Source organism: Rosistilla oblonga (assembly GCF_007751715.1).
Lineage (GTDB): Bacteria > Planctomycetota > Planctomycetia > Pirellulales > Pirellulaceae > Rosistilla > Rosistilla oblonga.
Window position 1 is genome coordinate 2,871,470 of the sequence record NZ_CP036292.1, and the last position, 22,289, is coordinate 2,893,758.

General features: G+C 53.6%; 19 protein-coding genes and 1 other RNA gene. 7 read left to right on the top strand and 13 right to left on the bottom strand.

Features of this window, described 5'->3' with window-relative positions:
• Window positions 1-9: 9 nt before the first annotated feature.
• Window positions 10-1,530, bottom strand: a complete 1,521-nt coding sequence (locus tag CA51_RS10160) for a phytoene desaturase (protein ID WP_145120218.1) — start codon at window positions 1,528-1,530, stop codon at window positions 10-12.
• Window positions 1,531-2,205: 675 nt separating this feature from the next.
• Between CA51_RS10160 and ssrA the strand changes: the two genes are divergently transcribed.
• Window positions 2,206-2,586, top strand: a transfer-messenger RNA (tmRNA) gene (gene ssrA, locus CA51_RS10165).
• Between the two features lie 206 nt (window positions 2,587-2,792).
• Window positions 2,793-4,487 (top strand): helix-turn-helix domain-containing protein, encoded by a 1,695-nt coding sequence (locus tag CA51_RS10170; RefSeq protein ID WP_145120219.1) that lies wholly within the window; start codon window positions 2,793-2,795, stop codon window positions 4,485-4,487.
• Between the two features lie 186 nt (window positions 4,488-4,673).
• Here CA51_RS10170 and CA51_RS25780 read toward each other — a convergent pair whose 3' ends face one another.
• The 12 genes from CA51_RS25780 to CA51_RS10225 all read right to left on the bottom strand — a co-directional run bounded on the left by CA51_RS25780 (window position 4,674) and on the right by CA51_RS10225 (window position 12,889).
• A complete protein-coding gene (locus CA51_RS25780) occupies window positions 4,674-4,814 on the bottom strand; it encodes a hypothetical protein (RefSeq protein WP_197451727.1) in 141 nt (46 codons plus the stop codon).
• Window positions 4,815-4,829: 15 nt separating this feature from the next.
• On the bottom strand, window positions 4,830-5,726 hold the full coding sequence (locus CA51_RS10175; RefSeq protein WP_197451728.1) for an ArdC-like ssDNA-binding domain-containing protein: 897 nt from the start codon (window positions 5,724-5,726) through the stop codon (window positions 4,830-4,832).
• A 214-nt stretch (window positions 5,727-5,940) separates the two neighbouring features.
• On the bottom strand, window positions 5,941-6,222 hold the full coding sequence (locus CA51_RS10180; RefSeq protein WP_145120221.1) for a hypothetical protein: 282 nt from the start codon (window positions 6,220-6,222) through the stop codon (window positions 5,941-5,943).
• Window positions 6,223-6,365: 143 nt separating this feature from the next.
• Window positions 6,366-7,340, bottom strand: coding sequence for a DUF932 domain-containing protein (locus CA51_RS10185; RefSeq protein WP_145120222.1), 975 nt, complete (start codon window positions 7,338-7,340; stop codon window positions 6,366-6,368).
• A gap of 91 nt (window positions 7,341-7,431) precedes the next feature.
• Window positions 7,432-8,127, bottom strand: coding sequence for a recombinase family protein (locus CA51_RS10190; RefSeq protein WP_197451729.1), 696 nt, complete (start codon window positions 8,125-8,127; stop codon window positions 7,432-7,434).
• Window positions 8,128-8,306: 179 nt separating this feature from the next.
• Entirely contained in the window at window positions 8,307-8,759 is a 453-nt protein-coding gene (locus CA51_RS10195; RefSeq protein WP_145120224.1) for a helix-turn-helix transcriptional regulator, read from the bottom strand.
• Window positions 8,760-8,806: 47 nt separating this feature from the next.
• Complete coding sequence (locus CA51_RS10200; RefSeq protein WP_145120225.1) at window positions 8,807-9,844, bottom strand: Holliday junction DNA helicase RuvB C-terminal domain-containing protein; 1,038 nt, start codon at window positions 9,842-9,844, stop codon at window positions 8,807-8,809.
• Between the two features lie 31 nt (window positions 9,845-9,875).
• Window positions 9,876-10,463 carry a hypothetical protein gene (locus tag CA51_RS10205; RefSeq protein WP_145120226.1) on the bottom strand — a complete coding sequence of 196 codons (588 nt, stop codon included), beginning with the start codon at window positions 10,461-10,463 and terminating at the stop codon, window positions 9,876-9,878.
• Window positions 10,464-11,141 carry a hypothetical protein gene (locus CA51_RS10210; protein WP_145120227.1) on the bottom strand — a complete coding sequence of 226 codons (678 nt, stop codon included), beginning with the start codon at window positions 11,139-11,141 and terminating at the stop codon, window positions 10,464-10,466.
• 124 nt (window positions 11,142-11,265) lie between these two features.
• Window positions 11,266-12,021 carry an alpha/beta hydrolase family protein gene (locus tag CA51_RS10215; RefSeq protein WP_145120228.1) on the bottom strand — a complete coding sequence of 252 codons (756 nt, stop codon included), beginning with the start codon at window positions 12,019-12,021 and terminating at the stop codon, window positions 11,266-11,268.
• Window positions 12,018-12,479, bottom strand: a complete 462-nt coding sequence (locus CA51_RS10220; protein WP_145120229.1) for an alpha/beta hydrolase — start codon at window positions 12,477-12,479, stop codon at window positions 12,018-12,020. The genes CA51_RS10215 and CA51_RS10220 overlap by 4 nt, the downstream gene beginning before the upstream one ends.
• Window positions 12,476-12,889, bottom strand: a complete 414-nt coding sequence (locus CA51_RS10225; RefSeq protein ID WP_231746103.1) for a helix-turn-helix domain-containing protein — start codon at window positions 12,887-12,889, stop codon at window positions 12,476-12,478. The genes CA51_RS10220 and CA51_RS10225 overlap by 4 nt, the downstream gene beginning before the upstream one ends.
• Window positions 12,890-12,914: 25 nt before the next feature.
• Between CA51_RS10225 and CA51_RS10230 the strand changes: the two genes are divergently transcribed.
• The 5 genes from CA51_RS10230 to CA51_RS10250 are packed head-to-tail and all read left to right on the top strand — an operon-like array spanning window position 12,915 to window position 22,283.
• Complete coding sequence (locus CA51_RS10230) at window positions 12,915-14,864, top strand: ATP-binding protein (protein ID WP_197451730.1); 1,950 nt, start codon at window positions 12,915-12,917, stop codon at window positions 14,862-14,864.
• A 10-nt stretch (window positions 14,865-14,874) separates the two neighbouring features.
• Window positions 14,875-17,706 carry a type I restriction endonuclease subunit R gene (locus tag CA51_RS10235; protein ID WP_145120235.1) on the top strand — a complete coding sequence of 944 codons (2,832 nt, stop codon included), beginning with the start codon at window positions 14,875-14,877 and terminating at the stop codon, window positions 17,704-17,706.
• Window positions 17,703-19,934, top strand: a complete 2,232-nt coding sequence (locus CA51_RS10240) for a restriction endonuclease subunit S (RefSeq protein ID WP_145120237.1) — start codon at window positions 17,703-17,705, stop codon at window positions 19,932-19,934. Before CA51_RS10235 ends, CA51_RS10240 begins: the two co-directional genes overlap by 4 nt.
• Complete coding sequence (locus tag CA51_RS10245) at window positions 19,927-20,892, top strand: hypothetical protein (protein ID WP_145120239.1); 966 nt, start codon at window positions 19,927-19,929, stop codon at window positions 20,890-20,892. The genes CA51_RS10240 and CA51_RS10245 overlap by 8 nt, the downstream gene beginning before the upstream one ends.
• Window positions 20,893-20,894: 2 nt before the next feature.
• Entirely contained in the window at window positions 20,895-22,283 is a 1,389-nt protein-coding gene (locus CA51_RS10250; RefSeq protein WP_145120241.1) for a PDDEXK family nuclease, read from the top strand.
• Window positions 22,284-22,289 lie beyond the last annotated feature (6 nt).

Below are 22,289 nucleotides of genomic sequence, written 5' to 3' on the forward strand. Positions count from 1 at the left end.
GGCATTGGTTCATTTCGACGTGGCTGCGGCTGCGTCGATGAAGGACGTGTCGATCCCCAAATCGTTTAACAACAGACGACTTGAAATCCGACTCGATTCATAGATCACCGGCAGCCCGCTGCCGGGATGCGTTCCGCCGCCGACCAGGTAAACGCCGTCGAGTTCCTCGAATCGGTTTTGCGGTCGGCGATGCAACATCTGTCCCAGGTTGTGAGCCAGATTGAAGGTGGCTCCGCGATAGATCTTGTGCTCGCCCGACCAATCGGCCGGCGTGATGATCTTTTCATAGACGATCCGGTCGCGGAGATCGGGCAGACCGATTTGCGACAGACGATCGATCGTCAGTTCTCGGAACCGCGGCGTCTCTTTTGCCCAGTCGATGTTCGGGTGCTCGTGGCTGACTGGGACTAGAACGTACAGCGACCGGTGTCCGGCAGGAGCCAGCGTGGGGTCGGTCACTCCGGGGTTCTGTACATAAAAGGAAGGATCGTCGGAGAGCCGGTGGTCGATTTCGATATCGCGGAGATTCTGTTGGTAATCCCGCGCGATGTGGATGTTGTGGTGAGCGAGTCCGTCGATCTCACCTTGGACGCCCAGATACATCATGAAGGTGGAGCAGGAGTATTTTTTGCCGGCCAGCTTGCGGTCGGCCCACCGTCGCCGCAGTCGGTTTGGCACCAGGTCTCGCATCGCGGCGGCGAAGTCGGCGTTGATCACGATCGCATCGGCCGCGATCGTTTCGGTCGCGGTCTGCACTCCGGTCACTCGCCGCCCTGAAAATTGCAGCCCGGTGACCGGCTGGTTCAACCGAATCTGCACTCCCATCGCCTGAGCGATCTCCGCCATTCGTTCGCTGACCGCCGCGCATCCACCGATCGGATGGTGGACTCCGTATTCGTATTCGAGGAACGAAAGGATGCTGAACAGACTCGGGCAGCGAAACGGAGACATGCCCAGATACTTCGCTTGGAACGAGAGCGCGATCACCAGTCGCGGATCGCTGAAGTAACGCTCCAGTTCGCTCCCCAGCGAACGCATTGGATGCAGCAGTGGAAAGGCCCTTAATACGTCGGGCCGCAGCAGATCCAGCGGCGAGCTGAACGGAGACTCCAGGATCGGGCGGAACCGCGCCAGCTTGACGCGATTGTCGTCCAAGTACCGTTTCAACTTGCCGGCGTCGGCGGGAGCGAACTCGCGAATCTGGCGGTCCATCGCTTCGAGATCGTTCGACGCGTCGATCTGTCCCCCTTGGCCGAAGGTCAGTCGATATTGCGTCTTCAGTTGTCGCATCGGCACCTCGCTGTCGAGGTCGCGGCCGACCGAAGCGAAGATCTCGCGGAGGACTCGCGGATACAAGAAGAAGGTGGGGCCGAGGTCGAATCGGAACCCATCGGCTTCGAGTGCCGAGGTTCTTCCGCCAACTTGGCCGCGGCGTTCCAAGACCGTCACGTTCAGCCCCGCCGCCGCTAACTGCATCGCCGTCGCCAGCCCGCCCGGCCCGGCACCGATAATCACAACGTTTCGCTTCACGAAATTCCCTGTTAACGCAGCCCCGCTCGACTCTTGTTCATTCTGTTCGCCGTCACCCGCGTCAGCGGTCCCCGTACGCCGCAGGTCATTTCAGCTATCCGCCGTGAGGCATCAGCCGCCACGCGATAGCGGCTTGTCGGTTTAGTCACAACGAGCTTCCGTGCATTAGCCGTTTGGGCGTTAGCCCCGGTTTCGTGGCAGCGGAACCGGGGCTAACGCCCAATCGGCTGATTAAACCGACAAGCTGATAGCGTCCGGTTCTCCCGGCAACCCTGTGTACGTATATGCAAAGCGGTCAACTCTTGTTATCCGCTGGCACGCGCCGCCGCGGAGTTCCCCAAAAGGAACGGCAAGCAACTTCCCAATTGCCCCGCCGGATCGGCGTAGCTTTCCAAAGCGTGCCGTCGTCCTCTAACGCAAGCGTCCAGTTGGCCGGAGCAGGCGGATTGGCAACTCGGACGACAAGCGTAAGTCAATTGTGCGATGGGGGATACACCCGGTGGGGCAGGACAAACTTGTTCGATTCGGCGTTGCCTTGGAGCGGAAACAAGCTAGAATTCGGGCGTGACGACAGCGATGGTGTTGCGGGAGCGATCCTGTGGCGGCAAAGCTGAGTCGCGGTTGGAACGCAGTTTTTGTGATTGCGGTTTGACCATCCAAGAGGTCCTCTGAAAAGGGGGCGATCTGGATTCGACCGGATGAATAGAAGCGCGTGCTCGCGTGTCGTGGTTGATCAGTTGGCCACGTAAAAAGCTGATCACAATTTTTAGTTGCAGACGAAAGTTTCGCACTGGCCGCCTAAGAACAGGTAGCCCGGGTCTTTAGATGACCGCCAGAGTCGTCTTCTGTATCCGTCACAATTCTGGATCGCTCGCCGTCCTACTCGAGACGCGGGGAGTTAAAAAAGATTCGAGTTAGCGAACCGGGGAGCCTGTCAGGCAGCGCCTTGGTAAGCGAATAGTCTTCCTCGAGGAGACATAAATAGTTTGACTACACACGTAGACGGTGCCGTGGATGCATCGCGGGACGCGGGTTCAATTCCCGCCGCCTCCACTCTGAAAAGACTTGCGATTCGTCGCAAGTCTTTTTTTGTTAGGTACTTATGGAGAATCCAACGCTACTCATGGATGGCACGAAATAGCAGAAAAACGCCATTCTTCTGATAATTGAGGGTCGTTTTTTCTGATAACTGGTTGCGACTCTTCTGATAGAGCTGTATTATCGGTTTATCAGAAGTGTCATCGAACCCTCGTGGCGGTCCCATGCGTGCAACCGAGCTAAAGGCGAACAAGACCGGTAGTTACGATCGGAACATCGGTTTTCATCCTGCGAAGAATGGACAAAGGCCAACACAACCGAAGTTCTGTCTCGGAAAGAACAAACGAGTTGCTCGTGAACGGCTGGATAAGATTGCAGCAATTTGGCGAAGGATCGAACAGGCGCCGATTCACCCGACAGGAAAGCCTGCATGGGATGAACTGTCATTGAAGATTGCAAAAGCAATCGCTGCCGGAAAGTCGGAGTATCGAGTCGATGCTATTCAGGAGGATGCGTACCAGTATGCTCAATTCGTTGAAGGCATTTCGACCTGTTTCCCTGAGATAACGATTCGCCCTAGTGACGCCGAACTCTACCGAGCAGGCAAGAGCGATGAGCAGGACACTCGGGCAATTACCGAAGACTTAGAAGTCAACATGTTGACCTTGGCGGCTGACATCAAGACGGCTGTGCTTGAGGGGCCAGGCAACGACAAAAAGTACATCGACCTTCTTGGTGACCAAACACTCCACGAGGCGTTGGATGCTTATTCCGTCAAGATCGCTAAAGAAAAGTTTGACGTCTCCGAAGCCGCCGTAAACGACACAGGCAAAACCAAGCAGAACATGATCAAGCAGATCAAGAGCTACGTTGCGAATACGCCTCTCTCGTCGCTTGATGACTTTGAATCTGTTGATCGAGTTTTTGGGACTTTGCGACAGAGGCCGATTACCCATCGTTACAAAGCGCCCATGAAAGTAAAATCCGCCTCCAACCTGATTGGGGAATTGGTTCAGTTTTTCGATTGGCTACACACGTCGAAAAAGTGGGGTTGGCGTGAGCCAACTGACTACCACCGGATTAGCCGCCAACCTCTCATCCTCGAAGGCGATGACGAAAAAGAAGCGGAGGACGTGCCGACGTACTCGATTCAGCAAATTGGTACGCTTCTGGAGTATGCAACTCCGTTAGAGCGACTCTTGGTCCTATTGGCAGTCAACTGTGGATTTGGAGCCGACCAGATCGGACGTTTACGCATTGGCGAAGTAAAGGAAAAAAACGGTACCCACTACATTCGGCGAGTGCGCAAGAAAAAGCGGGTAAAAGGCATCCATCGCCTGTTTGACGCAACACTTTCCGGCATTAAATGGGCAACCATTGGCCGTGAAGATCAGCGGAGTGGGCACGTAATCGTGAATAGCAAAGGGAACCCGCTCTGGCGCAAAACAAAGGGAGGAAATCGAGCACGAGATATTCCGAATGCATGGTATCGATTGCTTGATCGCATTCAGGAGGATGTTGAAGATTTTCCTCGACACGGATTCAATACTCTTCGGGACACATCAGCGAACTTCATTCGCAGGATCGCAGGCGCAGAGATCGCCTCGATTCACCTTACGCACCGGCACCAATCCAGAGATCGCAATCTGCGGAGGTACACAAACCCGCCTTGGAAAGAACTGTACAAGGCACAACGCAAATTGGAGTGCAAGCTTGCAACCGTTCTTGAATACGAAGGCGATCCCTGGGCTGACCGAGAGCACCAATACCTTTCGCAAGTACAAATCAAAAAGATGAAATTCCTTGCTGATCAAGGCACGCCCGTCTCGCAGATCGCAGAGGAAGTCGGCGTTGCAAAGTCTACGGTTTACCGGTGGGTTAAACCAAAGAAAGCGGGTGGAAAGCAAGAGAGTGAATGATAGGCAACGCTACCGCTTGCCCTCATTTACGCCACTTTTAGTGTCGCTTCTGCCACTCCTCATAGATCACCGTCCTTGCAGCAGCTTGTGCCGTCATGCCATCACGAAGGCACTCACGATACCGACTCACAGCAGCATCACCGTAGTCCGATCGCAGTTGGCTCTCGACATGGTCGTCGATCGACGTCACTGATTCATTCGTCCGCTCTCGATTCGCCACGGCTCCAACGCCGCAACCAACAACGACGGCTGCGGCGGCAACAATCGGAAGCCCGCCCAGGGCGCACAAAGCAGCGGCTCCAGTTCCCATATAAACAAGGAAGTCATCTCTTTGTCCTCTAGTTAGCATCGTTGCTCTCCTTCGATGATCGACATGATGAATTGAAACGCCATTCGAGCTTGTTCAGCAGCATGAAACACGAAGCCAGAGTCTCGATCGATCTCCCACAACCAACGCTCCAACCATTTATTTTCGTTGCTTCGACATCGACACGGCGGACAGCCAAGTTCGGATGCGAGCCAGCCACTGCCGATCTCTGCGACAAACTCACGCTCGTACAAATCCGAAATCCACTTGGTTCTAACTTCGGCCCAATGAATGAACTCATGAAGGAGCGTATAGTAGTGTGATGCCATGATCGACCGAAATTCTGGTCGTTGCAGCAAAATGTAATCGCCACGGGAATGATGGGGATACGCAATCCAAGGATTTGGAGGCACGTACCAATCTCCGGCGCCGTGGTTTGCATCGCCAACACCGACTCTGATGTCGGCACCGCTTAGCTCGACAAGCGTCTCGATCTTTGAAAAGTCGGCGCAGTCTGAAACGACGATTGTGTGGTCGTGGACGTGAAGCTGATCGACGTCTGCCCCCGTCACCTGGTCAACGCAATACACTTCGACCGAATGCCACTCGCCATCGAAGACGATCGTCGGCTCTCTCGACAGATCAATGTTTCCACCAAGCCGATCCCAGTCTTGCTGAGTGCCCCACCATCTACCAACGGAATCATGCTGGTGGCTTGCGACTTGAAGCAGCAAGGTAGAGATCGGCGTGAACGGTTTGCCGTTTGCAAAGTTGAGTGGCAAGCCAGCGTTATCGTCGTTTCTGATCGGGTTTTTCCAAGGAATCATGCCAGTTCGCAATGCCGCAGAGATTCGCTCGCTGGCTTGTCTGTTGGCGAGCCATTGTCGTTGCGACCCGATCCGCTGTTCTCGAAGGGAGGAAAAGGTAGGCATGTGAGGAGTCCCAAAGAAAGAAGAAGTGTTATGGTTTGCAAGGCAGGGCATTAGGACTCCGGTCCTCAGCTTTTTAGGCTCCGAATTAAATCGGGGAAATTATGTAACACAATTTGCCAGAATCCGGCTGCAATCCAAGGTACAAGGCAACTGTGCTTCCACCGCTTCCATCACCTTCGGTGACGGAAGCCTGATTCCAGCAGCCACAGCGAGATCAATATTCGTCAGGCAAAAGCAGGCAAGTCGAAGACCTGTCCGCCTCGGTGATCGCCCACACAACTTGGTCGCCAACCGGGTACACGGAGAGGATGCGGCTTCCATCCTTGATCGCCTGTTCGTTCAGACCTCGGTCTTCCTGGTAGATCGTTCCCCAGTCTCCAGTAACATGACGGTTAAGTAGCTGGGCGGCGTTGACGTTGGCTGCTTCCAGCACAGTGAGTGCGCCAGGCGTGGCGACGATCTGACCAAGGGGGAAGAGGGGCTTCGAGTTGGGCATCGGCGTGGTCCTTTCAGGGAGGGAACACGACGAAAGGTACAAGTTAACTGTTCGGGTTTAGGCAAAGCCCCCAGCCTTGCGGCCGGGGGCACGATGAACAAAGAAGAACAAAGCTCCCCGACGAAGTCGGGGAGCATGCGAGATCAGGAAGCCATCGCCACGGCCAAGTCAAACGCCGTCTGCTTGAAATCGGCGGCGGCTCCCATCAGCACCGACGTCATGCGATTCTCTGCACGTTGCCGACCTTGGCCACGCCACGCATAGAAGCGGCCATGATCTACACTTTCCGACACAGAATTGTAAAGCGACCACCAGCTACCCCTGATCGAGGAAATGTTCTGCCGCTCGTTTCGCATAGCCTTGCGAACCTCTTCCACTTTTCGCTCACGGATAGCGGCAGATCGACCGACCTCCTCGGGCTCAGGCAGCAGCGTATTGATGTACTGTCGAGCGTCGTCACGACTATAGCGACGAGTTGCCAAGTTTCGGGCGTTGTCTCGAAAGTCAGTGAACTGACGATCGGCCTGGCTCAACAAGTCGTGAGCCTGTTGCAGCTTGGCGGAAATGTCGCCGGTGTGTCGAATGCCACGCTGGCCACGGATCGCCAAAGCGGCAGTATTGGCACAGACGACTCGCACCGACGTTGGGATGGCATAAATCGCACCAGTGCCATCGTGGCTGTTGAGCCACAAGCAGTAGCGACGGACGGTGTCACCCTCGGCGATCGTGTCCACGCTCGGCATTCGAGCAAGCGCCCAAACTGAACGGCCACCACGCAGTGCCCCAGCACTCTCGAACCGCATGATCCCGTCCTTGAGCAGGTTGTCGAGAAAGCGAAAGCCCTCGGCGTTCTGCACGACACGGTACTTATCGGACACAACGCCGAGATGAGCGCCCGTGTCCATGCGGACGGTCGTGCTGTGACCTTCGATGATGCGGCCGTCAGCGTTGTAAATGGGTTGAGGCTGGACTTCCCAGTCGAGGTGAGCGGCATTGATCATGGTGGCCGAATCGGGGACATGGTCGAGGACATAGTCCGAAGTCGGATCATGCCATGCAGGCTTGAGGGCGGTTGCCAATTCCTTGCGTCCATTAACGACTGAAATTTCGGCTGCCATTGTCGAGTCTCCCAAGTGTGAACTTGTTATGCTGACCACGATGGGCAGCGTTCACACCGGGAAGGTACACCGCAACTCAAGTGAATCTGTCCTATGCTCGAACGCCCCGCAAAATGATTCGGCGTATCGTTCCGGCTTTCCAAGGCTTGCCGCCTCGTGCAAATCGCTCCTGGCTATTCAGCACCTGCGCAATGTCTTCGTATGAACGACGTCTTCCACTCCGAGGTTTGCGGCGCAGCGAAATCATGAGTTCCATCGTTTCCTTCTCGCCGGGTAGTTCACCATATGGCCGTCTGCCTTCGCAACGTCCTATATTTCTTTTGACTCGTTGGCGTGCGGCTCGCAGCTTCAGAACAATAACGCTCTTTTCAAACTGAGCGACTGCACCAAGTATTTGGCGAATGAGAACCTTGGTGGGATCTCCGTCATCAGCAGTCAGGTCGTTACCACTTGCGGCCTCAATCACATGCACGCCTAGCTGCCTGAACTGGCTAATGATCACTTCGCCTACCATCAGGTCACGAGCGATGCGGTCTGCACGCTCAACCAGAACATGTCGCACGCCGTTTGAATCAATTCGGTCAAGCAATGCTGCCAGTCCATCACGATCCGAAAGCTCCGTTGTGCCGGATACACCCTCATCACGAAACTGATCAACAACTTCGATCCGGTTCGCTTGAGCGTAGGTGTAGATTGTTTCCGCTTGGCGAGTGAACCCATCGCCCTTAATCTGCGACCTACCAGAGACACGCAGATACGAAAACGCCTTTAACTGCTTTGATTTCATTGGCTTATGTCGAATGCCAGCGCCATTTCTACAGAAAAGGCGCTGAACGGCCTTTCTCTTGAGGTTGAATGGGGTGAAGTACACACGTAGTGGGACAGGAAGACACGATCTCGAAAGCGGCGGAATTCGTGGAAATACGGCGGCAGAATCCGAACGCATCAAAGTACACAGTTGACCACTCACTCTTGGCGTTTCAAAGCCAAGAACAATTGGCGAATCATTTCGCCGGTATCAGTGTTGGCAGAGTTTGGAAAGTGTTCCGCCACCAACGCAGCGACTTGAGATCCAGTAACATCCAGCCCCAGAGATTGCAGTCCAGTAATAATCTCCGTTTGGTCTGCATCCCTTGCTGGAGTGATTGCAGTTCTGCGATTCGCTCGCACTACTGCACGCTTCTTTCGTTTACGATTGAATGTCACCAACGTACCGTTGGCCCCCACGCCCGTACGTCTGGTTTCAAGGACTTGGGAAATCAATTCTTGGACATAGACAGGGCGCTTCGTCGAATCGGTCATCACGGGCCTGGGTACGAGCCCTCGATCTATCAACGAGTAGAGTCGGGAGCGTGAGAGACCGATCATCTCTGCCATCTGGGTGACTGTTATGGCCGCTGGAATTTGTTGTTCAGGCATGATTGGAGACCAGAAATAGGACAGTTTGTAGACAGATAATGGACGGTCTATTTGCAGTTGCTCTGCACATGTTTACGTCCTTCAGCGGTCAACTCTCGAATTCCCTTGCTGTCCTTTCCAATGAGGCCGAGGCGGACTAACACGCCCTCCAAATCTCGGATCACACCAATGCCAACAGCTAACCGGCTTGCCAGTACGTTGAGTCTGGAGGGGGCGTCCATCAGCACATTCAGGTAATCTTGTTCTGCACGATTGAGACCTAGCGAATCCAACTGTTGAATGCGGCAGGTCTCTTCGAGGTGGCGTAAATCGATAGTGTCACTTCCAGTTGCAATGGCGACACGATACGCCGACTGAAGCAATTTTAATGCACGCCTGGGCTCTTGTTTCGATCGGTCAGCGATCAACGGTAGCACCGCTTCGTGAACGTCCCACGCCAACGACTTAGCTCGTCGATAAACGATTTGAGCAATCTCTTGGAATGTGTAGAGACGGAAGTTGAGTTCGAGGGCCGCACGATTGCGTAGAGGCGGAAGCAAATTCTGAGGATCGGTCGTTGCGAGCAGGATCGTCAACGGCGGCAATTTTATTGGCTGTGGCTGCCGCCCTCCGGTAGGGACATAAACCGTATTTTTGTCGATCACCGAGTACAACAATGTCTGCAATGCAGGACTGAGCAAGTGCGCTTCGTCTAACGTTACGATCGTTTTTTCGTTGCACGCAAGCAGTAACGCATTGAGTTCAGCGGCGCTATTGATTGTTTGAGCCAAGACCTCTTTACAATCGACGCACAATTCAGCAGCGATGACGCTTGAGAAAATCGATTTTCCGGCTGAACTTGGGCCGAGAAGCAATGTGGGGCTCGGAAACGGTTCATTCTTTTGGAATGCGAACGACAACCCAATGTCGATCGCCGCTTTCACTTCGTCTTGTCCAACGAGGTGTGATAATGAAGTTGGTTGTACGGATGGATCAGTGGCGTCCATTGGCGTCCTTTCTTGGATGTTGTCGCCACCGAAGGTAGAACGTAACTGTTCACACAAAAGCGAAACGCCCCCGCCTTGCGGCGGGGCGTTTGTTGACACCGAGATTGATCGTGCAATGTGATCTGAACTATCAGTAGCCCGTATTTCGTTGGCTTACATCGTAGCCAAGACCTTCCTGCACAAGAGTTACTTCCTGATAAATCGACCAGTGGGCGTGGTGGCAGCGATTGCGAAACTCATCCTTGATGACTCTGAACAACTCATCGGTTGTCGTTTCGGGGAAACCCTGCATTGCTTCTCTTGTGCTACTGGTTAAATCTATGTCGGCAACCAAGCAATTCTCAGGGACTTCAACTGACTCGTTGTGAAGGCGGGGCTGTGTAAGCGGACAGATGTCATCTGCGTACCAGTGTGCCCAATCCAACCACAAAGCGAACTCTTCAGGTTTGGACGGTGCAACTTCCTTCTTTTCCAATGTCTTCTCGACAGTATCCAAGTAATTTCGGATTCGTTGTGACGTTTCCCAGGACTTTATGAACGCCATCAATTCTGTTCGGCGTGTCTCTTCAATTTCCTTCTTCTCTTTGACAATCGTACGCCGGGATTCGGCGCTCACTTTCTGCCGTGCACGGCACTCATTGTCGAGCCGACTTGCCCGCTCGCTTTCCAGACTATATGGGGCGAATTCTGTGATGTGTGATCCCACATACATCTGCATTCACTTTTTTTTTCGTTTGCCTTTTACTTTGCGGCCTTCGGAGGATCTTGCTGCCCGCCCGTGGCATTTCTCCTCCATCGCTTTTCGATACACCGCTAACTCAGAACGGCGAAATGACCGATCGACAATGCTCCACTGTTCATCGGTCAAGTGCATTTGAGACCGATCTATCTCAATTTCAAGTCGTGCCATGACAAACATTGCGGGAGTGTGCTCAATCGCTATCTCCCATTCTTCGGCTTTCCATCGAGGCCGTCTCGTCAAATCTCTTGTGAGTGCGAGCAGCGCCTTTCCAGGGAAGTTGTATTCTCGTGTTTTGGCGTGGCTCAGGAACTCTGGAGCAATGACTGATTGCTGAATCATCCATTGGGAATTGGCCGTGGATTCGGCTGTATCGTCTTCGATGATGTGACCAGCAATTCCAGATGCCTTGATCTCAATTACTGCGTAGTCATTGATGTCCTGACACGGCCAAATTTGACTACGTGCGATTGCATCCGTAAGTTGCTCGTCTGAACTGTCGAGAGCAAATATTGTCGGACAGTCTACACCTTCGCCTCTGTTGCGTGGCTCTGTCGTTCCTTTGAGCCCTCTTGCCAAGATTCTGCTGACGTTCTCGACAGCGGTAACGTGATAGTATGTCTTGCTGTTTTTGCGTGATGACTTCTTCTTGCCCATAGATATGCTCACTTTGGTTTTTCAGGTCGAACGTACTCTTTGTTTTGCAACCGATTTTTCGCATTCCTCCAGGGCCACGAAGTTTTCGGAGGCTTCTGTGTACTACCAGTCAACTTCTCCGATTCTATGATTGAATCGCCCGCACAAGTTCGCCAACAGCAGCCATGTACTCGGTCAGGTTAGCTGGGGAGTTCGAGTTGTGGTTGCCGGTAGTGAATCGCACGAATCGTTTCTGCATCGAGCCAGCGCACTCGTTGTTGCGTTCTGCGTGCGAGATGTCGGTCAGGCCATCGTCTTCCGTGTGCATGATGAGCGGCGGATTCGTGTAGCCCGCCAGCTTCTCTTCGTGATCAAAAAGCCGCTTAACCTCAGCGTGAACATCGGCCTCATCGATTCCGGCTGCGGCGAGATCTGCATAGGTGAGGAATCGTTCTGACGGATCAGCGATACCGCTCTCAATGATCAACCCGGCAATGTTTGGCTGGCGATGTGCCAACTCGATTGCGTACAGCGAGCCGATTGACCGACCAAAGACGATTGCTTTCTCAACCGACACGCCAGCGGCTCTCATTGCCGCTTCACGGTCGCCGAGCATCGCAACAAGTTGTGCTCTCCCTGTCGATCCGCCGTACTCCCGATACTCGCCGAAAAGTGAGTCAAGGTTCATGTCTGCTAAGACATCAGACATGAACGGCACGTAGTCGGCAACGGCTTCTCCATTTCCGTGGAAGTGAATCATCGTGAACGCCTCGGGCTCGACGCTCCTCCGATAGCACGCCAATTCAGCGCCATCGACATTGACCATGAAAGGGTCACCAACGGTGCGATCTTGTGGAAACAAGTAGCGACCACTGATTGCGGGATGGTTAAGGATGCTCATGCCAACGCCTCGCACGCTTGCAACATCGCTTGAAGCGGTTCAGGGGCGGCAAGACGATGATCCGTGCCAGGCTCGATCAAGGCATCCGGTGACAAGCCGCTGTTGGCGACCAATTCCTCCGAGTCGGGGAACGGGATCACATCGTCTTGGCGTGAACGCAAGATGACCGTCTGCGCTTTGGCGCTGGTGGCAGAACCCCAGGTCTTCCACGCTGGGCACATCAGAACAAGCGGCGTGTCGCCGCTGTTCAAGTTCATCGCAACTGCACCGCCACGGGACGAGCCCATAATCACGTGAGGATGATGTTCGTCGTATTCTCTTTCGGCAATACGAACTGACACTTCAAAGTCTTCGTCAGGCAGCGCAGGGTTGATCGCTTCGGAGCCGTGCGCATTCAAGAAGGTCGGTTTGCGTCCGCCCACAACGCTTTGCCAGTCATGAAGAAATAGAATTCTCAACTCGCAGCCTTCTTGGCTCTCTTCTTGCCCGCTGCACTATCGAGTATCGCATCCAGTTCCCTGTCATTCATTCCCGCAATGACCCGGAAGGCGTCGGGACGTTCAATGACTCGCTGCCGGATCGTCTCGGGCACCTTTCCTGCAAGCAACAGCAATTCGTGCTCGTCAGCGTGAAGGGCGTCTGCCAGCTTGTGGATCAGCTTGCGTGAAGGCGCATCGCCAAAGTTGAGTTTGCTGTTCTCGATTTTGCTCAGGTATGTGAAGCCAACTCGAACCTGCTCAGCTAATTCACGTAGCGTGAATTCGTTGTCCTGTCGCAGAGATCGAATCTTCTCGCCGAATGTCATGGCCTCACCTGCTTGCTGGTCAGATTCAAAAATTGTAGACTGGTTGCAGTTTTTAGTCAACACGCTGGAGCAACCGGAGGGGCGATCAATGGCAGATCAACAATCGCTGTTTAGCGATCTCCCTGCGTTCTCTGATCGCTTCATGCGAGATCACGCCGGGCAGATCGTTACCGAGCCAAGGACTGCGCTTCTTGAATTGATTGCCAATGCCTACGACGCTGGAGCAACGCACATTCAAGTGCGATGGCCATCCGAGAAGGGAGAGGACTTTTCGGTCAGCGACAACGGGACCGGAATGACGAAGGATGAATTCAAGGTCCGTTGGCAAACCCTCTGTTACCACCGAAACAAGTATCAGGGGATGGAAGTCGTGTTCCCCAAGGGAGTACGCAAGTCTCTGAAGCGAATGGCGTTGGGGCAGAATGGAAAAGGTCGCCATGCCCCGTTTTGTTTTGCTGACAAATACAACGTCAAGACAACCAAGGACGGGACGTGCATTGCGGTTGAAGTCAGCCTTGGCAACAACAGCGACCGGCCATTCACGCTCGAACTGCTGGATGAATCACCGAAGCCCAAAGGCCACGGCACAGTCGTCACCGCAACGGTAGAACGAAAGCTGCTCGACGAAGATGAAGTCCGGCAGTTGATTGGATCAAAGTTCCTCGTTGATCCCTCGCTGCGAATCTCCGTCAACGGCAAAGACGTAGAACTAATGGCGTTGGATGGTCTGGCAACCACTCAGATTGACGTGCTTGACGGCGAAACTGTCACCGTCCATTTCATCGATTCGGTTGAGCATTATCGAACGGCTCGACTTCGAGGCATCACGTGGTGGGTCAATCAGCGAATGGTTGGTGAGCCATGCTGGGATCAATTGGATGCCGAGGGAGCTTACCTTGATGGCCGCACCGAACAAGCCAAGCGATTCAGTTTTGTCGTTGAAGCCAACTGTCTGAAACCAGAGGTAAAGGCCGATTGGACGGCGTTCCATGCAACGAAGAAAGTCAACGCTGTTCGGGATGCAGTCCACGAACACGTCCTGAACAACCTGCGAAGCAAGTTGGCCACCAACCGCAAGGAAAAGAAAAAGGCAGCGTTACAAAACAGTCGGAAGCTACTTGGTGATTTGCCCACGATCTCGAAGAGGACCATTGGCAAGTTCATCGACGAAGTGCAGGAAAAGTGTCCAACGCTCACCAGTCGTGATTTGTCACGCACCGTTCAAGTTTTGGCAAAGCTGGAACAGACACGTTCTGGATACGACTTACTGAAGGAGCTTGCGAGTTGCTCAGCAGATGACCTCGATACATGGAACACGCTGATGCAGCAGTGGACGGCAAGTAACGCTGAGGTCGTCCTGAACGAATTGCAGAAGCGTCTGACTTTGATCGACCGCATGGATGCACTGGTCGAAAGTCCGCTGGCTGATGAACTGCATGATCTTCAACCGCTCTTTGAACGTGGGCTCTGGATCTTCGGCCCGGAATACGAAGCTGTTGACTTTCGATCCAACCGTGGCCTTTCCGAGATCATCGGTAAGTTCCTTGGCGGTGCCGACTACAAGCCGCCGATTCGTCGTCCTGACTTCGTTGTGTTGCCTGAACTTTCAATTGGTACATACTGCGCCGATTCCTACGACGCCGCTGGCGAGATCTCAGGAATTCGCAAAGTGGCGATTCTGGAATTGAAGAAGGGCGGCTTCTGCGTCACACAAGGCGAAGCCGATCAAGCTAGAGACTACTGCAAGGAGATTCGGCAGTCAGGTCGAGTCCAAGCTGACACTGAAATCGTTGCTTACGTGCTGGGAGCTAAGCTCGAACAAGGCTTGGAGACTTTCACGATGGGCAACATCACGGTCATTCCGACGATCTATCAAACAATCTTGCGAAAGGCGCACCAGCGAACTTTCGGGCTGCATGAAAAGTTGAAGACAGCGCAGCCTGTAGATGCCTCAGATGCCGAAGTCGAGGAAGTGTTAAAAAGCGATCCGGGACCGACATTGTTCTCCGATGACGAGCCCACCGAAGAAGTAGCTTGAGAACTCCAGCATGACTCCCGAACAAAAAGCACGACAAGAGATCGACAAGCAGCTTGAGGCTGCTGGTTGGATCGTGCAAGACTTCCGTGATCTTCATATCACGGCGAGTCTTGGTGTTGCTGTGCGTGAGTTTCGATTGAAGACCGGCAATGCGGACTATTTGTTGTACGTTGACGCCCAGATCATCGGCGTCATCGAAGCCAAACCGGAGAATCACACGCTCACCGGAGTAGAAACGCAGTCCGCCAAGTACATGTCGGGGATGCCCGAGGAGTATCCGCACTACCGATTGCCGCTGCCGTTCGCTTACGAATCAACCGGCGCAGTCACTCAGTTCACCAACACCCTGAACCCCGATCCCAGAAGCCGTGAAGTCTTCACGTTCCATCGGCCTGAAGAACTCCTGCGGCTTGTCGAACTTGAAACGCAGGTGCGTGGCCGACTTCAGCAGTTGCCGAAACTGAACACGCAGAGGCTCTGGCCGGTACAGATCAAAGCGATCCAAAAACTGGAGCAGTCACTCGCCCAGAATCGACCACGTGCCCTAATACAAATGGCAACAGGTTCGGGAAAGACGTTCACAGCAGCGTCGTTCATTTATCGACTCATCAAGTTCGCCGATGCAAAGCGTGTGTTGTTTCTGGTGGACCGAGCCAACCTTGGAAGACAAACGCTCCGTGAGTTTCAGCAATACGTTAGTCCCTACAACGGGATGACGTTCACTGACGAATACAACGTCCAGCATTTGAAGAAGAACGCCGTCGATCCGGTCAGCCGAGTCTGCATCAGCACAATTCAGCGAGTCTATTCGATTCTGCAAGGCGACTCAGATTTCGAGGAAGCCAACGAAGAAGGGTCGATGTTCGAGACCGCATGGGTCAAGGAGCCGGTTCCGGTCGGCTACAACCCTTCGTTACCAATCGAGGAATTCGATTTCATCGTTTGCGACGAATGCCACAGGTCGATCTATAACCTTTGGCGTCAAGTGCTCGAATACTTCGACTCGTTCATTATCGGACTGACGGCAACGCCCAGCAAGCAGACCATTGGTTTCTTCAATAACAATCTGGTCATGGACTATGGCCACAATCAGGCCGTCGCCGATGGAGTCAACGTCGGCTTCGATGTCTTCCGAATCAAAACCAAGGTCACAACTGATGGTGCCACGCTGGAAGGCGAACCGGGGCTGTTCATTCCACACCGTGATCGCCGCACCCGGCAACAGGTATTGCGTGAAGTAACTGGGGACTACAAGTACGCAGGGAAGCAACTTGACCGAGATGTCGTCAACCCAAACCAAATTCGGTTGGTAGTCCGCACGTTCCGTGACCGCATGTTTCAGGACATGTTTCCGGGACGCACCGAAGTTCCCAAGACATTGGTGTTTGCCAAAGACGATTCACACGCCGACGACATCACCAAGATCATTCGTGAAGAGTTTGGGCGAGGCAACGACTTCTGCCAGAAGATCACCTACCGAACCGGCTTCGTGCAAGTCACGAAGAAGGTCAAAGACAAAGACGGCAAGGAAGTTGAAAAGACGGTCTGGGAAAAGACAGCCAATCTGAAACCGGAGGAAGTTCTCGCAGAGTTCCGCAACTCTTACAACCCTCGCATCGCTGTCACTGTGGACATGATCTCGACCGGCACCGACGTGAAGCCGCTCGAATGCCTGTTGTTCATGCGAACGATCAACTCATCCAATTACTACGAACAGATGAAGGGTCGTGGCGTGAGGATCATCGACCCCGATGCGCTCATGATGGTGACGCCCGATGCCAAGTGTAAAGATCGGTTCGTACTGGTCGATGCTGTCGGTGTCACCGAACAGAAAAAGTCGGACTCGTCTCCCATTGACCGCAAACCGTCAGTGCCATTGAAGCGAGTCTTGGAGACGGTTGCCAAAGGCGTTGTCGATCCCGACCTGTCATCAACGCTCGCCGCTCGACTGACTCGACTGGAGAAAGGGCTGGATGATGACCAGCGAGAGAAACTGACCGAGCTTGCAGGCGGCAAGAACATCTCGACGCTTGCTCAGAACATCATGACGGCTCTGAATCCTGACGAGCAGACGAACCGGCTGGTGGAGAAAGGTGAAGTGGCCGAAGTCGATGATCCGACTGAAGAGCAATTAGACAAGGCCGAGCGAGAGCTACTCAAGACAGCAATGAAGCCTTTCCTCGATCCGAAGTTGCGGGAAGGAATCCTGCTGGCGAAAAGCATCTGCGATCAGGTAATTGATGAAGTCACGCCGGATGAATTGATCTCAGCCGGTTACGATGAGGCAGCGATGGAGAAAGCTCAATCGCTCGTGCAGGACTTCCAACAGTTCATCGAAGAGAACAAAGACGAACTGGATGCCATCCGAGTCTTCTACAGCCGACCTTACCGGGCTGGACTGTCATTCAAAGCGGTCAAGGAACTGGCATCGGCAATCAAAGCACCGCCGCTATCCGCTGATGCCGACAAGTTGTGGGCGGCATACAGAGCCGTTGAACCGCAGGCCGTCAAAGGTAAGTGCGGCAAGCTGGTTGATCTGATTGCCATTGTTCGCCACGCCATCAACCCGAACCAACCGCTTGTTCCTTACGGCGAAACCGTCGAAGAACAATACACCAATTGGCTATCGGAGCAGGAAGCCGAAGGCGTCACGTTTACATCCGAGCAACGTCAATGGCTCGACGCCATCAAGGATCACATTGCCAGCAGTCTGACGATTGAACGTGATGACTTCGAGTACGCTCCGTTCACTCAACTCGGCGGCTTGGGCAAAGCTCACGATTTGTTTGGTGAGAAGTTGAACGCCATCCTTGCTGAATTGAATGCGAGGTTGGCAGCATGAGCGAAAAAAACGGGCATCTTGACTCCGTGATTCAAGAGTTGAATCAGATTGCCGTTCCTGACGGATGGGTACGCACGCCAATCAATGAAATTGGAGATGTTCGTCTTGGGCGTCAACGGTCGCCTAAGAACAAATCGAAAGAATATCCGACGAAATATCTGCGAGCGGCAAACATTACGTGGCACGGAATCGATGTGTCCGACATCTTGGAGATGGAGTTCCAACCAAAGGAACTCAAATCTTACCGGCTACGCCATGGGGATGTCTTGTTGTCCGAAGCGTCGGGTAGTGCCAGCGAGGTTGGCAAGGCAGCAATCTGGAACGGAGAAATTGAAGATTGCTGTTTTCAAAACACGGTCATCCGATTTCGACCATCAGAAGCGATTCGCCCCCGCTACTCTCTACTGGCCTTCAAACATTTTGCTCGCAACGGTGTCTTTTCACGTGTGGCGAAAGGCGTTGGAATTCAACATCTTTCTGCGGATCGTTTCTCGGCGATTCCATTCATTCTTCCGCCCCTCGCCGAGCAAGATCGAATTGTCGAGCGTGCCGAGGAACTGATCTCAGAACTTGATGCGGGTGTTGCATCTCTCAAGCGAGTGCAAGCCAACTTAAAACGATATCGGGCATCAGTGTTGAAGACTGCGGTGGAAGGAAAAGTCACCGAAGAATGGCGAGCCAAGCACTCGCCGAAAGAAACCGGCGAACAACTGCTCAAACGCACCCTCGAAGAACGCCGTCGAAAATGGGAATCCGCTCAACTCGCCGACTACGAAGCCAAGGGCAAAGAGCCACCAAAGAACTGGCAGGCACGTTACAAAGAGCCTGATGCTCTCGACACATCGCAGTTACCGGCACTCCCTGAGAGTTGGTGTTGGGCAAGGATTAGCCAAGTTGGTCATGTTCAACTTGGTCGTCAACGATCTCCCAAACACCATACCGGCACGCACATGCGACCATACTTGCGTGTCGCCAATGTGTTTGAAGACCGTATCGACACGTCGGATGTCATGGAGATGAACTTCACTCCAGCCGAGTTCGAGAACTATGCGCTTCGACATGGCGACATCCTTCTGAATGAGGGGCAAAGCCACGAACTGGTCGGGCGTCCGGCAATGTATCGTGATGAGGTTCCGGGATGCTGTTTCACGAATACTCTTGTCCGTTTTCGTGTAGCTGACGGCTTGGATCGAGACTTTGCTCTGCGTGTGTTCTTGGCATACCTCAAGAACGGTCGCTTCCAGAAGATCGCAAGCATCACGGTCAATATCGCCCACCTCGGCGCAGGTCGATTTGCCGAACTCGAATTCCCACTGCCGCCAGAAGATGAGCAGGCAGAAATCGTCAGGATCGTTGATGAACTCTTCTCGCAGATCGATGCTGCTGAATTGGCAGTCCAGCACGGGATGAAGAGAGCCGCACGTCTACGGCAGAGCATTCTCAAAGATGCCTTTGAAGGAAAACTGGTCGCTCAAGATCCAGCCGACGAACCGGCATCAAAACTTCTCGCCCGCATCCAAGCCGAACGACAAGCAGCCGCCCCCAAGCCAAAGAAGAAGTCCACTCAGCGCACTCCACGAGTCCCCAAGAAGATCACTCAGCGTCGTGGTGCCATCGTCGCTTACACGATTGCTCATGCGAACGGAAAGGCAACACGCAAGTCGGAAGCACTGGGACGCACCAAACTCGTCAAAGCTCTGTACATCGCACAGACACATGAAGAACTCGATCTTCAATTTGGTTTTCAACGGTACGCCGCTGGTCCGTTTGACGAAGCCTTCTACAAGCTCGAAGGCACGGGCAACAAGAACGACTGGTTCACGACCAAAGAGCGAGACAACTTCGGCGTCACTTACCATCCTGCTGACAACACGGACTCCATGTGTGAGGAAGCGACGGAATTCCTCGGCGACCGCAAAGACAGCATCGACCGCCTGCTAACTCACGTCGCCAAGATGGACATGAAGCAAGCCGAACTCTTCGCCACCACCTATGCCGCATGGAACGACCTTCTGATCGACGGACGAGAAGCCACCGAAGCCAGCATCATCGAAGAGTTCTACGGCTGGGACGAATCCAAGAAGAAGTTCAAAAAGCCAGAGATCAAGAAGCAACTGAAGTGGATGCGTTCCGAAGGCTACGTGCCAACCGGAAAGGGTGAGCGAACGGAGACACGAACAAAAGAGACAAAGCTGCCCTCGAAGCGACGGAGAAAGAACAATGCCTAAAGTGCAGCGGCCAGAATACGAGCCCATCGAATTGGCGTGCGAGAATTACAAGTGCAAGAAGCCATTTTCCAAGTCGCTGACACCATCTGAATTTAGCGAATGGGCTGAAGAGCAGGATGACGAATGTTGGTGCGGATCGTGCGGGGAAGAACTTTCCGTCTCGAACCTGTCTCTCTATTGCTACATCTGTCACGCCGATGTCGATTACATGAGTTTGCCGGACGCTCTTCACTGGCTTGAAGAACGATGCCCGCATTGTGCAGGCAGAGATGTCTGGGAAGCAGACTTCTACTCGGTTAGTGTCGCCGGTTCTTGGTCTCACGTGTACGGCGAATACGACTGGTCGGCCAGCGGAAAACGCAGAGACGAGTTAGAACGAGAAACACGGACAGATTACTGGGAAGGCGTTGTTCATTTCTGCTCTGCGGAAGAATTCATTTCCATCTACAAAGAGCGACGGATCAAGGCAGAGCCGACTGGCCTCTACGGCAGGCGAAATCCCAAAGAAACAAAGGCGGTCTGCCTGAGTGAAACGACGGAACCTAACTGGGAAGAGATCAAAGACATCCATGGTCAGTATGGATTCGTATTTCGCAAACGAGACATGATCGCATTGGAGGGCGCACCTGCGATCTATCTGCCTCAGTCGGTCATCGATGAAATGAAATCGACTGGTGATGTGATTCCACGCAAACTCTGGCCATATCTTTCAAAGCTAAAAATCCCATCGGCCTCGAAAGGAAAGAAACATGATTTCCTTCACGAGCGAGAATGGAGGGTGCCACGGGATATCGACTTCAACAAGACTCGGCCATACGCAGTGACCTTTCCGAAGCGACGACCGGGCATTGAAGAGGAAGAGTTGATTCTCTACGCAGCACAGGAATTCCAAGAGCTTTCCGGTTCTGAATTCAAGGAAGACGCATCACATTCTGACCCGACGCCGGGGGCCTTTTAGACATGATTCTTACTCCCGAGCAACAAAGCCGAGCCATCGAGGTCATGCAGGAATACCTCGCTGCACCGCAAGGCCCAGAAGGTGTAACACCTGCCGAGGCTTCCACAGAACGTGATCGCCAGCGAATCGAATTGATTGAGGGTGAGTTACTGCCTTTGGTCCAAGCCTACTTGGCCGGACAGACTCCGCTGGACGAGTTCAAATCCAAAGTAGATGGCATCAACAAACGAAATGAGCACTGGGGGTTCAAGGGCATCAAAGGGCAGATGTTCTTCAACATGGTCGTCAATGTCTCCAGTGATCCGGGAGAGTGCGATCAGGAACTCAAATCCGCCATTGCTGTTCCGACAAGCGAAGACATGGCCCGCAGCCGTATCAGGACGTTCGCCAGTTACGTTCGCCGACTTGGAGAGGAGCATGTCGAGGGTGGCAGATCGAAGCAGGGACGACCAAAGGCAGGAAGCATTCCATTCTTCCTGTCATATTTCTGGCAGCTTCAGAGTCGTGATGTTTGGCCGGTGTACTACACCAACGGCGTGAAGACGATGAGCGACCTCAATCTCTGGTTGCCAACCGATGACCTCGCTGCGGACTATATCTCGTTCAAACATCTTCACGAAGAATTGGCAGCACTGTTCACCGAGAAGAGCGGGGAGAAGTTTGGGCTGTACGACGTTGAGCACGTCTTCTGGTTCAAAGGAGGGAATCCCTACGGCGGGTCAAAGCCGCTGCCCAAAGAGCAAATCGAACCAACCGTTGAAGAGCCTGACGAGATCATTGTCGCCCCAAAGTTGGATCGACTGCCCGACAGCTACGTTCCTCCAGTGATCGCTGTCTTGCCACGTATCGCTGCGAACGAGGCTGGGTTTGACGACTTGGCAAAGGCATCCGGTATCAGCCTGTCCAGAGCGTTTGAAAAGAACATTCATGCGGCATTCACAATCCTTGGATTCGACGCAAAGTTGCTGGGTCAGGGAGGTGGGCGGGTGCCGGATGGCATTGCTGTTGAACACGACAGTTCCTACGCCCTCATCTGGGATGCCAAGGTTCGTGGTGACGGCTACAGCATGGGCACAGATGACCGGACGATTCGAGAGTACATCACGACTCAAAGCCGGGAGTTGAAACGCCGCCGTTCGATCCGAAACGTCTACTACGTCGTCGTGTCGAGCGAATTCTCCGACGACTTCGACGAATCGATCCGCTCCATGAAGATGGAAACGGAGATCAGCGAAGTGTGCCTCTTGGAAGCATCGGCACTCGTCTCCATTGTGGACGCCAAGTTGCGTGATCCACTTCAGGTCAGCCTCGGACCAGACGGTGTACAACGTCTCTTCAGCACCAGCGGAATAGTAAACGTCGAAACAGTGCGACAAAACCTCATCGGATAGTCCTTG